The following is a 12,929-nucleotide window of genomic DNA, read 5'->3' as shown; positions in this document are numbered from 1 at the left end:
CACTTCCATAAAATCCGCAGGGCCGAGAGGTGAGCCGCTCCCCTGTCTTTCAGGCAGTTCTCAATAGAATTCTGACGTGACGACCAATCAGCAGGCCGACCCCCTCATCGGGCGGCTTGTCGACGGTCGCTACCGCGTCCGTGCTCGGATCGCGCGCGGAGGGATGGCGACGGTCTACGTCGCCACCGACCTCCGCCTCGAGCGGCGCATCGCGCTCAAGGTCATGCACGCCCACCTCAGCGACGATTCGGCGTTCCAGAGCCGCTTCATCCAGGAGGCCCGCGCAGCCGCCAGGCTGGCGGATCCGCACGTCGTCAACGTCTTCGATCAGGGGCAGGACGGCGAACTCGCCTACCTCGTGATGGAGTATCTGCCCGGCATCACGCTGCGCGAGCTACTGCGTGAGCAGAAGCGACTCACCATCCCGCAGACGATCACGATCATGGATGCGATCCTCGCCGGGCTCTCGGCCGCGCATCGCGCCGGAATCGTGCACCGCGACGTCAAGCCGGAGAACGTGCTCCTCGCGGAGGACGGGCGCATCAAGATCGGCGACTTCGGGCTGGCCAGAGCGACCACGGCGAACACGGCGACCGGGCAGCAGCTGCTCGGGACGATCGCCTACCTCGCCCCGGAGCTGGTGACCCGTGGGACCGCGGACGCCCGCAGCGACATCTATGCCCTCGGCATCATGCTGTACGAGATGCTCGTCGGCGAGCAGCCCTACAAGGGCGAGCAGCCCATGCAGATCGCGTTCCAGCACGCCACCGAGTCGGTGCCGCGTCCGAGCGTGCGCAACCCCGCCGTGCCGGAACAGCTCGACGAACTCGTGCTCTGGGCGACGGAGAAGTCTCCCGACGAGCGACCGGACGACGCCCAGCAGATGCTCGAGCGCCTGCGTGCCATCGAGCGCGAACTCGGTGTCACCCCGACCGCAGCGAGAGCGACCGCTCCGCAACACAGCCATGCCGACTCCGGAGACCTCACCAAGGTGATGCCGGGGACGATGGTCATCGCGGATCCGACTGCGCCGGTCCCTGCCGAGATCGACAACGCGACGCTCCTTCGACGCCGAGCGTCGAAGCGCCGGGCCCGCGGAGCGTTCCTCCTGACACTGGTGCTGCTGTTGGCGGTGCTCGCCGGCGGTGTGGGCTGGTGGTTCGGATCCGGCCCCGGCTCACTGATCGCTGTGCCGGGTGTCGCCGGCAAGACGTACGACGAGGCCGCGGCCCTCCTGGTCGACGCCGGGTTCGTTCCGACACAGAAGGACGCGCCTTCCGTCGATGTCGAGGCCGGTGCGGTGATAGAGACCGACCCCGAAGAAGGTGCCCGCCTCGACAAGGGGACGACCGTCACGGTCGTGGTGTCGTCGGGTCCTGCATCCCACGACATCGCCCCGGTCGCCGGCGTGGCGTCGGACGACGTCCGCGCGGCGCTGCAGGCGGCCAACCTCGAACTCACGGACGACGAGGAGTACTTCGGCGACCTCGACGACGGCAAGGTCATCAATGTCCGCATCACGCCGCGCGACGGCGGAGACGCGTTCGGCTGCGCCGAGGGCTGCACGGTCCATGAGACCGACACGGCGACGATCCAGGTGTCGCGCGGCGCGGTTCCCGATGTCAGCGACCTCAGCGTCGCCCAGGCCACGGACGCGCTCACGGGCAAGGGGCTGAAGGTCAATCCGGAGAGCCTGTACCAGACCAGTGACGGCATCGGAAAGGACCGGGTCATCGGGATCGCGGATCGACCGACCGAAGGCGCGTGGCGCCCCGGCGAGACCGTGCAGCTCATCATCTCCCAGGGTCCCCCGCTGTTCGACGTGCCCGATGTGTCCGGGAAGACCCGTGACGAAGCGACGCGTGCGCTCAACGACGCCGGCTTCAAGTGGTCCTACACGAGCGGCACCGGACTCCCGGACTCGGTGTGGGATCTCTTCGCCAACGAGAACACGAAGGTCGAGTCGTACAGCCCGACCGATGCCCAGCGCAAGGGTACGACCATCACCCTCACGATGAGCTTCTCCGGCTGAGGCCGGACGCACGAAGGGGGGGCCGGAATCGCGTTCCGGCCCCCCCCTTCGTCTACAGCGTCAGCGCTTCTCGAGCTCCTCGGCCACGAGGAACGCCAGCTCGAGCGACTGCATGTGGTTCAGGCGCGGGTCGCACAGGCTCTCGTAGCGGGTCGCCAGCGCGGCCTCGTCGATCTGCTCGGACCCGCCGAGGCACTCGGTGACGTCGTCCCCGGTGAGCTCGACGTGGATCCCGCCCGGGAACGTGCCGACCGCACGGTGCGCCTCGAAGAAGCCGCGCACCTCGTCGACGACGTCGTCGAAGCGACGGGTCTTGTATCCGGTCGGCGTGGTGATGCCGTTGCCGTGCATCGGGTCGGTGACCCACAGCGGCTGCGCCCCGGAGTCACGGACGGCCTCGAGCAGCGGCGGCAGAGCGTCGCGGATCTTGCCCGCACCCATCCGCGTGATGAAGGTGAGTCGACCGGGCTCGCGCTCGGGGTCGAGCTTGTCGATCAGGGCGAGCGCGGTCTCGGGCGTCGTCGTCGGTCCGAGCTTCACTCCGATCGGGTTGCGGATCTTGGAGAAGTAGTCGACGTGCGCGCCGTCGAGCTCTCGCGTGCGCTCGCCGATCCAGAGGAAGTGTGCGGAGGTGTTGTACGGGGTGTCGGTGCGCGAGTCGATGCGCGTCATCGGACGCTCGTAGTCCATCAGCAGGCCCTCGTGGCCGGTGAAGAACTCCACTCGCTTGAGCTCATCGAAGTCGGCACCCGCCGCCTCCATGAACTTGATCGCACGGTCGATCTCGGCCGCCATGCGCTCGTAACGCTGGTTGGCCGGGTTCTGCGCAAAGCCCTTGTTCCACGAATGCACCTCGCGGAGGTCGGCGAACCCACCCTGCGTGAACGCACGGATCAGGTTCAGCGTGGATGCCGCCGTGTGGTACCCCTGCAGGAGACGAGCAGGGTCCGCCGTGCGGGATCCCTCGGTGAAGTCGTAGCCGTTCACGATGTCGCCGCGGTACGCGGGCAGGGTGACCTCGCCACGCGTCTCGTTGTCGCTGGAGCGCGGCTTGGCGAACTGACCGGCCATGCGGCCCATCTTGACGATCGGCATCGACGCGCCGTAGGTCAGCACCACGGCCATCTGCAGCACCGTCTTGATGCGATTGCGGATCTGCTCGGCCGTCGCTCCCGCGAAGGTCTCGGCGCAGTCTCCGCCTTGCAGGAGGAACGCCTGCCCGGAGGCGGCGCGCGCGAGGCGCTCGCGGAGGTTGTCGACCTCACCCGCGAACACCAGCGGCGGGAGGCCTGCGATCTGACGGGAGACGTCGGCGACGCGGTCCGCGTCGGGCCACTGCGGCTGCTGCTTGATGGGAAGCGAGCGCCATGCATCAAGGGCTTCGATGTGGTGCGGGAGCATGCGTTCCAGCCTAGTGGTCGCGCGTACCGCCCAGACGCGCGCCGAGGGCTATGTGACGCGGGTCGGGAGGCGGTCTTTGACCGTCGACGCGTAGACGTCCTCGTAGGTCTGCTCGCCGAGGCGCTGCAGGGCCACCATGATCTCGTCGGTGACCGATCGGAGGATGTAGCGGTCGTTCTCCATGCCGGCGTACCGGGAGAAGTCGAGAGGCTCCCCGATCACGATGCCGACGCGCACGATGCGCGGCAGGCGCCGGCCGATCGGCATCGCCGTGTCGGTGTCGACCATGATCACAGGGACGACGGGGACTTTCGCCTCCAATGCCATCCGGGCGATGCCCGTGCGGCCGCGGTACAGCTTGCCGTCGGGGCTGCGCGTGCCCTCGGGGTAGATGCCGAGCAGGTCGCCACCGCCGAGCACCTGAAGCCCCGTGTTCAGGGAGGCCTCCGAGGCCTTGCCGCCGGACCGGTCGATCGGGATCTGACCGGTGGCCTTCATGAAGAACTTCGTCGCCCAGCCTTTGAGCCCGCGACCGGTGAAGTAGTCGCTCTTCGCGAGGAAGGACATCGACCGGTCGATGACCAGCGGCAGGAAGATGGAATCGGCGAAGGAGAGGTGGTTGCTCGCGAGGATCGCCGCACCGTTCGCGGGCACGTTGTTCCGCCCCACGATCCAGGGGCGGAAGACACCCTTGACCACGGGGCCGATAACGACGTACTTCATCAGCCAGTAGAACATCGAGGTGAAGTCTAGCGCCGCCGCGGCCCGTGCCTCGGAGTTCTCGCGTTCTCGACCTCAGGAGCGACTGAGTCTCACCTCGGACGCGACCCGATTCCATGCCCTACACTCGAAGGACACCCGTGCCCGACCGGTACCGAAGGAGCTGCCGTGGTCCAGTTTGAAGTCCCCGCGATCGTCCCCGCCGATCCCGACGCGAACGTCGCCGACCTGCTGGTGAAGCGCGTCGAAGCCACTCCGGATCGTGCGCTCTTCTCCGTGCCCGACGGCGACGGCTGGCGCGACATCTCCGCAGCCGACTTCCAGACAGCTGTCGTCGCTCTGGCGAAGGGCTTCGCTGCGGCCGGCATCCAGCCCGGCGAGAAGGTCGGCTTCCTCGCACGCACGACGTACGAGTGGACGCTCGTGGATTTCGCGCTCTTCTACGCCGGCGCGGTGATGGTGCCGATCTACGAGACCAGCTCGCCGTCGCAGATCCAGTGGATCCTCGAAGACTCCGGTGCGATCGCTCTGATCGTGGAGACCTCCGAGCATTTCGCGCGCGTCGATGAGGTGCGCGGGGACCTGCCGCTGATCCGCGAGGTCTGGCAGCTGCACCTCGGCGCCATCGACACCCTGACCGCTCAGGGCGCCTCGGTGACCGATGCCGAGATCGAACGACGCCGCACCCTCGCCGTCGGTTCCGACATCGCGACGCTCATCTACACCTCCGGCTCCACCGGACGTCCGAAGGGCTGTGTCCTCACGCACAGCAACTTCGTCGAGCTGTCCCGCAACTCCGCCAAAGCGCTCGACGCCGTCGTGCAGACCCCCGGCGCGTCCACGCTGCTCTTCATCACCACGGCACACGTCTTCGCGCGCTTCATCTCGATCCTCGACATCCACGCCGGGGTGCGCACCGGTCACCAGCCGGACACGCGCCAGCTCCTGCCGGCGCTCGGGTCGTTCAAGCCCACTTTCCTTCTCGCCGTGCCCCGCGTGTTCGAGAAGGTGTACAACTCCGCCGAGCAGAAGGCCGAGGCCGGGGGCAAGGGCAAGATCTTCCGCGCCGCGGCCGACGTCGCCATCGAGCACTCGAAGCTGCTGGAGGCGGGCAAGAAGATCCCGTTCGGGATGAAGCTCAAGTTCGCCCTCTTCAACAAGCTCGTGTACAGCAAGCTCCGTGAGGCGATGGGCGGGAATGTCGTGTACGCCGTCTCGGGCTCCGCTCCCCTGGGCTCGCGGCTGGGTCACTTCTTCCACAGCCTCGGCGTGGTCATCCTCGAGGGATACGGTCTCACCGAGACGACGGCACCCGCGACGGTGAACCTGGCGGACAAGTCCAAGATCGGGACCGTCGGCCCTGCGCTCCCGGGTGTGGGCGTACGCCTCGCCGACGACGGCGAGATCGAAGTGCGCGGCATCAACGTGTTCAAGGAGTACTGGAACAACCCCGAAGCGACGGCGGAAGCCTTCAGCGAGGGCGGCTGGTTCCACACCGGTGACATCGGCAGCTTCGACTCCGAGGGCTTCCTCACGATCACCGGACGCAAGAAGGAGATCATCGTCACCGCCGGCGGCAAGAACGTCGCTCCCGCAGCACTCGAGGACCCGATCCGCGCCAACCCGATCATCGGACAGGTCGTCGTGGTGGGTGACCAGCGTCCGTTCATCTCGGCGCTCGTCACCCTCGACCCCGAGATGCTCCCGACGTGGCTCGCGAACAACGGCCTCGAGGCGAAGATGTCGCTCGAGGACGCGTCCAAGAACGCCGCTGTCCGTGCCGAGGTGCAGCGAGCGGTGGACATCGCGAACGCCCACGTCTCGCGTGCCGAGTCGATCCGGAAATTCACGATCCTCGACTCGGAATGGACGGAGGCTTCCGGTCACCTGACGCCGAAGCTCTCGATCAAGCGCAACGTCATCATGAACGACTTCGCCGACGAGATCGCCGCGATCTACGACGAGCCCGTCGCCACGACCAACGTGGCGATCGGCGGCTGACGCTTCGACGGACGATCTTCACGAAGAAGGGCCCCGCTCACGCGGGGCCCTTCTTCGTATGTTCAGAACCAGGCGCTCTCGCGGACCTCGCGCATGGCGATCTTGCGGGTCTCCGCGTCGAGACGCGTCAGGAAGAGCTTGCCGTCGAGGTGATCGGTCTCGTGCTGCAGCGCCTGTGCGAGCAGCCCCTCGCCCTCGAGCACCACGGTCTCACCGTCGAGGTCGATGCCCTCGACGCGCGCCCACGGGTAGCGCTGGGCATCGTGCCAGAGGCCGGGAACCGAGAGGCATCCCTCCCCCGTCGGCTGCGGCTCACCGCGCACCTCGGTGAGGACGGGGTTGAGCACGTACCCGATGTCGCCGTCGATGTTGTAGCTGAAGGCGCGGAGCGCGACACCGATCTGCGGGGCGGCGACGCCGGCACGTCCGGGGAGTTCGACGGTGTCGACGAGGTCGGCCACGAGCGCCCGCACACCGTCGTCGACCTCGTCGATCGGTGCGCAGACGCTGCGCAGAACCGGGTCGCCGAAGATGCGGATCTCACGAACCGCCATCAGGCAGCCTTCGCCCGCAGGCCCTCGACCAGCAGTGCCGCCAGCTCTCGGGCGGCGATCCGGGTCTCCGGGAGCAGGTTCGCGAACACGATCGTCCCTCCACCCGCGATCTGCGGGTCATAGGGGACACGAACGACGCTGCGGGCACGGGTGGCGAAGTGCGCCTGGAGTTCGTTCAGTCGCACCAACGGGGTTCCCGGCGTCGACTGGTTGAGAACCACGATCGCGTCGCGCGCCTGCTCCGCATAGCCGTTGGTCTCGAGCCAGGTGAGGGTCTCGGAGGCCAGCCGGGCCTCGTCGACGCTGAGTCCGGAGACGATGACGATCTGATCCGCGAGATCGAGGGTCGCCGACATCACCGAGTGGACGATGCCGGTTCCGGTGTCCGTGAGGACCAGAGAGTAGTAGTGCGCGGCGACACCGGCGACGTCACGGTAGTCGCTGTCGCTGAAGGCCTCGGCGATGCGCGGGTCGGAGTCGGAGGCGAGCACGTCGAGTCGTGTCGCGTCCCTGGCGACGATGGCCGAGATGTCGTGGTATCCCTTGACGTCGTCATGGATGCGGACGAGGTCGCGTACGGACTTACTGTGGTGCGGACGCACGATGCGCTCAGCGAGCGTGCCCCGATCAGGGTTGGCGTCGACAGCGATCACACGATCCTCGCGCGCGTCGGCCAGAGCCATGCCGAGCAGCGCGGTGATCGTCGTCTTGCCGACTCCCCCCTTGCGCGACAGCACGGGAACGAACCGCGCTCCACCGGCGAGCGGAGCGGCGATCCTCGCCGACAGGGCCTTGCGCTCGCGTGCACGACGTCCGTCTCCGATGTTGATGCGACGCCCCGAGACGGCATAGAGGAAGTGGCTCCATGCGCCTTCCGGTTCGGGCTTCGCGAGCCGGTGCGGGTCGAGCAGCCGGTCCGCGGTCAGCAGGTCAGCCGACTCCCTCGAGGCATCGCCCAGGTCGTCCAGACGTTTGGACGTGAGCGTGACGTCGACGCGCGGAGCGGGCCGGACCGGCTGGGAGGCGACGGACTTCTTCTCATCGGGAGTGGACACGGACCTGTTCTCCTTCTCGACGGATGCTCGCGCGGGCACGGATGCCGCGGGCGCGGATGCGGCAGGCGCCGGTGCGACGTCGGCCTTCGCTCTCGCGAGGAAGCGCTCCGCCGTCGCCGCCTCTTCGGACTGCTCGTCGTCGTCCGGCATATCGACGAGCGCGGTGGCGTCGGGCTCTTCGATGACCACGGCATCGATGATGTTCTCCGAACGCGGATGGACGAGCGGAGGCGAGGACACCGGGGCCTCGTCGATCGCGGCGGCATGGACGACCGCCGACTCGACGACCTCGGCCTCGGGCTCGGGCTCGTCGACCGCGGGCTTCTCGACCGCGGTCTCTTCGACCCCTCTCGCCGGACGCCCGAGATCTTCGACCTTCTTCGGAGCCGGGACCGGGGTCGGGGTCTTCGCCGCTGCCTTCTGCTTCTTCGGCTTCTTCACGGGGGCCGCACGCTCGGTCGGAGCGGCGGTAGCCTCCACGGCGGGCTCCCCCGAGGCAAACGGCTTCGCCGCGGACGCGGGCGCCACCGCGGACTGCACGGCAGCGGGAGGGTCGATCACGAGGTCGCCGACCACCTCTCCCTCGACGACCCCGTCGTCGGTGAGGTCGTCATCCTCGTCCTTGGGCAGCGTCACGCTGACCTGCGCGGTCCCGCCGAGGATGCCAATGCCGGCCGTGTCGAGTGACGCGGCTTCATCGAGCACCCCCAGCGGGCTCTCGTCGGGGTCAGTGATGTTCTTCGGTGTCACGATGTCGCTCCCAGCCTGTGCGGGCCTCGGGTATGCGCACATGGTGCACAGGCCTCGCCCGCACAAGGTTAGTGCGCGGGGCGGATCACGACCAAAAGATCTCCGGCATCCACCTGCTGCGTCTCGGCGATCGCATGGCGCTCGATGACGCCGTCGACGGGCGCGGTGATGGCCGCTTCCATCTTCATCGCCTCGATCGACGCGACCGGCTCCCCGGCCCGCACCGCGGCGCCGACTTCGGCCTTCAGAGTCACGACGCCGGAGAACGGCGCCGCGACCTGCCCGGGAACAGAAGTGTCCGCCTTCTCCACCTCGTGCGCGTCGACGACGATCGAGCGATCGCGCACGAACACGGGGCGGAGCTGTCCGTTGAGCGTCGTCATCACGGTCCGCATGCCCTTGTCGTCCGCTTCACCGATCGCTTCGATGCCGACGTAGAGCTGCACTCCCCGATCGATTTCGATCATGTGCTCCTGCCCTGCGACCAAGCCGTAGAGGTAGTCGCTGGTGTCGAGCACGGAGAGATCGCCGAAGAGCTCACGGCGCTGCGCGAATTCCGCGGTCGGTCCGGGGAACAGCAGGGTGTTCAGTCGTGTCCGCCGCTCGGCGCTGGTTCCGGCGAGTGCTGCCTCGTCCTCCGAGGTGATCTCCGTGAGACCGAGCCGCACCGAGCGTCCGGCGAGAACCTTCGTCCGGAAGGGCTCCGGCCACCCGCCGGGCAGATCGCCCAGCTCGCCCGCCATGAAGCCGACGACCGAATCCGGCACGTCGTACTTCTCCGGGTTGGCCTCGAAGTCGGCGGGATCCGCCTTCACGGCTGCGAGGTGAAGGGCCAGGTCGCCGACCACCTTGGAGGAGGGAGTCACCTTCGGCACGCGTCCCAGGATCCGGTCGGCGGCTGCGTACATGTCCTCGATGAGCTCGAAGTCGTCCGCGAGGCCCAGCGCCTTCGCCTGCTGACGCAGATTCGAGAGCTGACCGCCGGGGATCTCGTGGTGGTAGACGCGCCCCGTCGGCCCCGGAAGCCCGGACTCGAACGGAGCGTACGCCCGACGCACCGCTTCCCAGTACGGCTCGAGGTCGGACACCCCGTCGAGCGAGATCCCGCTGTCCCGCTCGGTGTGCGCGAGAGCTGCGACGAGCGAAGACAGGGACGGCTGGCTCGTGGTGCCGGACAGAGGTGCCGACGCCGCATCCACGGCATCGACGCCGACGGCGCTGGCTGCGAGGAGCGTGGCCAGCTGACCACCCGGCGTGTCGTGCGTGTGCAGATGCACCGGGAGGTCGAACCGCTCACGCAGCGCCGCGACGAGCTTCGCCGCGGCCGCCGGGCGCAGCAGGCCCGCCATGTCCTTGATCGCGATGATGTGCGCGCCCGCCTCGACGATCTGGTCGGCCAGCTTCAGGTAGTAGTCGAGCGTGTAGAGGTCTTCTGCGGGGTCGAGCAGATCGCCGGTGTAGCAGAGCGCCACCTCGGCGACAGCCGTGCCCGTCTTGCGGACGGCCTCGATCGCCGGTCGCATCTGCTCCACGTCGTTGAGCGCGTCGAAGATGCGGAAGATGTCGACCCCACTGGCAGCCGCCTCCGCGACGAACGCCTCGGTGACCGCCGTCGGGTAGGGCGTGTAGCCGACCGTGTTGCGGCCGCGCAGCAGCATCTGGATCGCGACGTTCGGCAATGCGGCACGCAGCTTGTCGAGCCGCTCCCACGGGTCCTCGCCCAGGAACCGCAGGGCGACGTCGTAGGTCGCGCCGCCCCAGGCCTCGACGGAGAGCAGGCCGGGAGTCAGCCGCGCCAGGTAGGGAGCGGCGGCGGCGAGGTCCTTCGTGCGGACCCGGGTCGCCAGGAGGGACTGGTGCGCATCCCGGAAGGTGGTGTCGGTGATCGCCAGTGCGGTCTGCTTGCGGAGGCTGCGGGCGAAGCCCTCCGGCCCGAGTTCGAGGAGCCGCTGACGAGAGCCTGCCGGCGGTTCCGCGGTCAGATCGACCGTCGGCAGCTTCGACGAGGGATCGATCACACCCGGGTGGGCGCCGTGCGGCTTGTTGACGGTGACATCGACCAGCCAGTTCAAGTACTTCGTCCCACGGTCCTTCGACACCCGGCCGCGCAGCAGCTCGGGCCGCTCGTCGATGAACGAGGTGCTCACATCGCCCGCGATGAATGCGTCGTCTTCCAGCAGTGCCTGCAGGAAGGGGATGTTGGTGGAGACACCGCGGATGCGGAATTCCGCCAGGGCGCGACGCGCTCGGGCGACGGCGGCGGGGAAGTCGCGACCACGGCAGGTCAGCTTCGCCAGCATGGAGTCGAAGTGCGGGCTGATCTGCGCCCCCTGGTGGACGGTTCCGCCGTCGAGACGGATGCCGGCGCCGCCGGGCGAGCGGTAGGTCGTGATCTTCCCGGTGTCGGGGCGGAAGCCCTGCGTCGGGTCCTCCGTCGTGATCCGGCACTGCAGCGCCGCGCCACGCAGATGCAGGTTCTCCTGCTGCAGGCCGAGGTCGGCGAGGGTCTGACCGGAAGCGATGCGCATCTGGCTCTGCACGAGGTCGACATCGGTGACCTCCTCGGTGACCGTGTGTTCCACCTGGATGCGCGGGTTCATCTCGATGAAGACGACCTCGCCCGTGCGCTCCCCCGCCGTCTCGAGCAGGAACTCGACCGTGCCGGCGTTCTCGTAGCCGATGGACCGTGCGAACGCGACCGCGTACCCGTGCAGCGCGGTGCGGACGCTGTCGTCGAGGTTCGGAGCCGGAGCGATCTCCACGACCTTCTGGTGACGTCGCTGCACCGAGCAGTCGCGCTCGAACAGGTGCACGGTCTCGCCGGTCTTGTCTGCGAGGATCTGCACCTCGATGTGCCGCGGGCGCACCACCGCCTGCTCGAGGAACATCCGGGCGTCTCCGAATGCGCTGGCCGCCTCGCGCATGGCCTCGGCCAGCGCGGGGGCGAGATCACCGAACGTCTCGACACGGCGCATGCCGCGACCGCCGCCGCCGGCGACCGCCTTGGCGAAGAGCGGGAACCCGATGTCCTCCGCCTGGGCGACGAGAGCATCGACGTCGTCGGAGGCTTCCGTGGATCGGAGGACGGGCACGCCCGCCTCGATCGCATGACGCTTCGCCTCGACCTTGTTCCCCGCCATCTCCAGGACTTTGGAGGGCGGACCGATGAACACGATGCCGTTGGCTGCAGCCTTCTCGGCCAGCTCAGGGTTCTCCGAGAGGAAGCCGTATCCGGGGTAGATCGCATCCGCTCCCGATTCGAGAGCGACGCGGATGATCTCGTCGACGCTGAGGTATGCGCGCACCGGATGGCCGCGCTCCCCGATCTCGTAGGCCTCGTCGGCCTTGAGCCGATGCACCGAGCCGCGGTCCTCATGAGGGAACACCGCGACGGTGCGCGCCCCCACTTCGACTGCTGCACGGAATGCGCGGATCGCGATCTCGCCGCGGTTCGCCACAAGGATCTTCTGGAACATGCACACCTCTGAAAGCTCGATGCGCAGCGTTTTCGATGCGCATGGGGCGGGGCTGAGTGTTCCCTCAGCCTAGGGGAAGGTAACGTGGTGTCCGTGCACGTACTCAGCGTCAGCTCTCTCAAGGGGGGCGTCGGCAAGACGACCGTGACACTCGGGCTGGCCTCAGCGGCTTTCGCCCGAGGCGTCCGGACTCTCGTCGTCGACCTCGACCCGCAGTCCGACGTCTCCACCGGGATGGACATCCAGGTGGCCGGACGACTCAACATCGCCGACGTCCTGGCGAACCCGAAGGAGAAGGTGGTCCGCCAGGCGATCACCTCCAGCGGCTGGGCGAAGGTCCACCCCGGCACCATCGACGTGCTGATCGGGAGCCCTTCTGCGATCAACTTCGACGGCCCGCACCCGAGCGTGCGCGACGTCTGGAAGCTCGAGGAGGCGCTCGCCTCCGTCGAGGCCGACTACGACCTCGTGCTCGTCGACTGCGCACCCTCGCTGAACGCCCTGACCCGCACGGCCTGGGCCGCGAGCGATCGCGTCATGGTCGTCACCGAGCCCGGTCTCTTCTCCGTGGCCGCCGCCGATCGCGCCCTTCGCGCCATCGAGGAGATCCGTCGCGGTCTCTCTCCCCGACTGCAGCCTCTCGGCATCGTCGTGAACCGCGTGCGCCCGCAGTCCATCGAGCACCAGTTCCGCATCAAGGAACTGCGCGACATGTTCGGCCCCCTCGTGCTCTCCCCGCAGCTGCCGGAGCGCACTTCGCTGCAGCAGGCGCAGGGTGCCGCCAAGCCGCTGCACATCTGGCCCGGAGATTCCGCCCAGGAACTGGCGGCCGACTTCGATTCACTTCTCGACCGGATCATCCGCACCGGTCGGATCGCCGTGCCCGAGAGCGGTCCACAGAGCTGATCCTCCCCACGCGCACAGCGAAACGGCCATCCTC

At 68.1% G+C, this 12,929-nt stretch carries 8 protein-coding genes; 3 read left to right on the top strand and 5 right to left on the bottom strand.

The features are described 5' to 3' along the window. Positions 1-76: 76 nt before the first annotated feature. Positions 77-2,032 (top strand): Stk1 family PASTA domain-containing Ser/Thr kinase, encoded by a 1,956-nt coding sequence (gene pknB, locus ACIOTO_RS13770; RefSeq protein ID WP_400858307.1) that lies wholly within the window; start codon positions 77-79, stop codon positions 2,030-2,032. Positions 2,033-2,092: 60 nt separating this feature from the next. Here the strand turns inward: pknB and ACIOTO_RS13765 are convergent, their stop codons facing one another. Beyond that, on the bottom strand, positions 2,093-3,433 hold the full coding sequence (locus tag ACIOTO_RS13765) for a class II 3-deoxy-7-phosphoheptulonate synthase (protein ID WP_029261547.1): 1,341 nt from the start codon (positions 3,431-3,433) through the stop codon (positions 2,093-2,095). Between the two features lie 48 nt (positions 3,434-3,481). Beyond that, positions 3,482-4,171 carry a 1-acyl-sn-glycerol-3-phosphate acyltransferase gene (locus ACIOTO_RS13760; protein ID WP_029261546.1) on the bottom strand — a complete coding sequence of 230 codons (690 nt, stop codon included), beginning with the start codon at positions 4,169-4,171 and terminating at the stop codon, positions 3,482-3,484. A gap of 150 nt (positions 4,172-4,321) precedes the next feature. Here ACIOTO_RS13760 and ACIOTO_RS13755 point away from each other — a divergent pair, with 150 nt between their 5' ends. Beyond that, complete coding sequence (locus ACIOTO_RS13755; protein WP_400858306.1) at positions 4,322-6,154, top strand: AMP-dependent synthetase/ligase; 1,833 nt, start codon at positions 4,322-4,324, stop codon at positions 6,152-6,154. 62 nt (positions 6,155-6,216) lie between these two features. Here the strand turns inward: ACIOTO_RS13755 and ACIOTO_RS13750 are convergent, their stop codons facing one another. The 3 genes from ACIOTO_RS13750 to ACIOTO_RS13740 all read right to left on the bottom strand — a co-directional run bounded on the left by ACIOTO_RS13750 (position 6,217) and on the right by ACIOTO_RS13740 (position 11,989). Next, positions 6,217-6,708 (bottom strand): peptide deformylase, encoded by a 492-nt coding sequence (locus ACIOTO_RS13750; protein WP_400858305.1) that lies wholly within the window; start codon positions 6,706-6,708, stop codon positions 6,217-6,219. Next, complete coding sequence (locus ACIOTO_RS13745; protein ID WP_400858304.1) at positions 6,708-8,513, bottom strand: MinD/ParA family protein; 1,806 nt, start codon at positions 8,511-8,513, stop codon at positions 6,708-6,710. Before ACIOTO_RS13745 ends, ACIOTO_RS13750 begins: the two co-directional genes overlap by 1 nt. 68 nt (positions 8,514-8,581) lie before the next feature. After that, a complete protein-coding gene (locus tag ACIOTO_RS13740; protein WP_400858303.1) occupies positions 8,582-11,989 on the bottom strand; it encodes a pyruvate carboxylase in 3,408 nt (1,135 codons plus the stop codon). A 93-nt stretch (positions 11,990-12,082) separates the two neighbouring features. Here ACIOTO_RS13740 and ACIOTO_RS13735 point away from each other — a divergent pair, with 93 nt between their 5' ends. Next, the gene (locus ACIOTO_RS13735) at positions 12,083-12,895 is read left to right on the top strand and encodes a ParA family protein (RefSeq protein ID WP_029261541.1); all 813 of its coding nucleotides are present in this window, start codon (positions 12,083-12,085) and stop codon (positions 12,893-12,895) included. Positions 12,896-12,929 lie beyond the last annotated feature (34 nt).

Origin of the sequence: Microbacterium sp. NPDC087592, assembly GCF_044743585.1 — a bacterium.
In the GTDB taxonomy this organism is placed as follows: Bacteria; Actinomycetota; Actinomycetes; order Actinomycetales; family Microbacteriaceae; genus Microbacterium.
Note: the sequence above shows the minus strand (reverse complement) of the source record. Positions and strands in the feature narration are given on the sequence as shown.

What these genes read in the sequence shown, in the direction of transcription:
- ACIOTO_RS13765 (WP_029261547.1), bottom strand. Translation starts at nt 3,433, where the DNA reads ATGCTCCCGCACCACATCGAAGCCCTTGATGCATGGCGCTCGCTTCCC.
- ACIOTO_RS13760 (WP_029261546.1), bottom strand. Translation starts at nt 4,171, where the DNA reads ATGTTCTACTGGCTGATGAAGTACGTCGTTATCGGCCCCGTGGTCAAG.
- ACIOTO_RS13750 (WP_400858305.1), bottom strand. Translation starts at nt 6,708, where the DNA reads ATGGCGGTTCGTGAGATCCGCATCTTCGGCGACCCGGTTCTGCGCAGC.
- ACIOTO_RS13740 (WP_400858303.1), bottom strand. Translation starts at nt 11,989, where the DNA reads ATGTTCCAGAAGATCCTTGTGGCGAACCGCGGCGAGATCGCGATCCGC.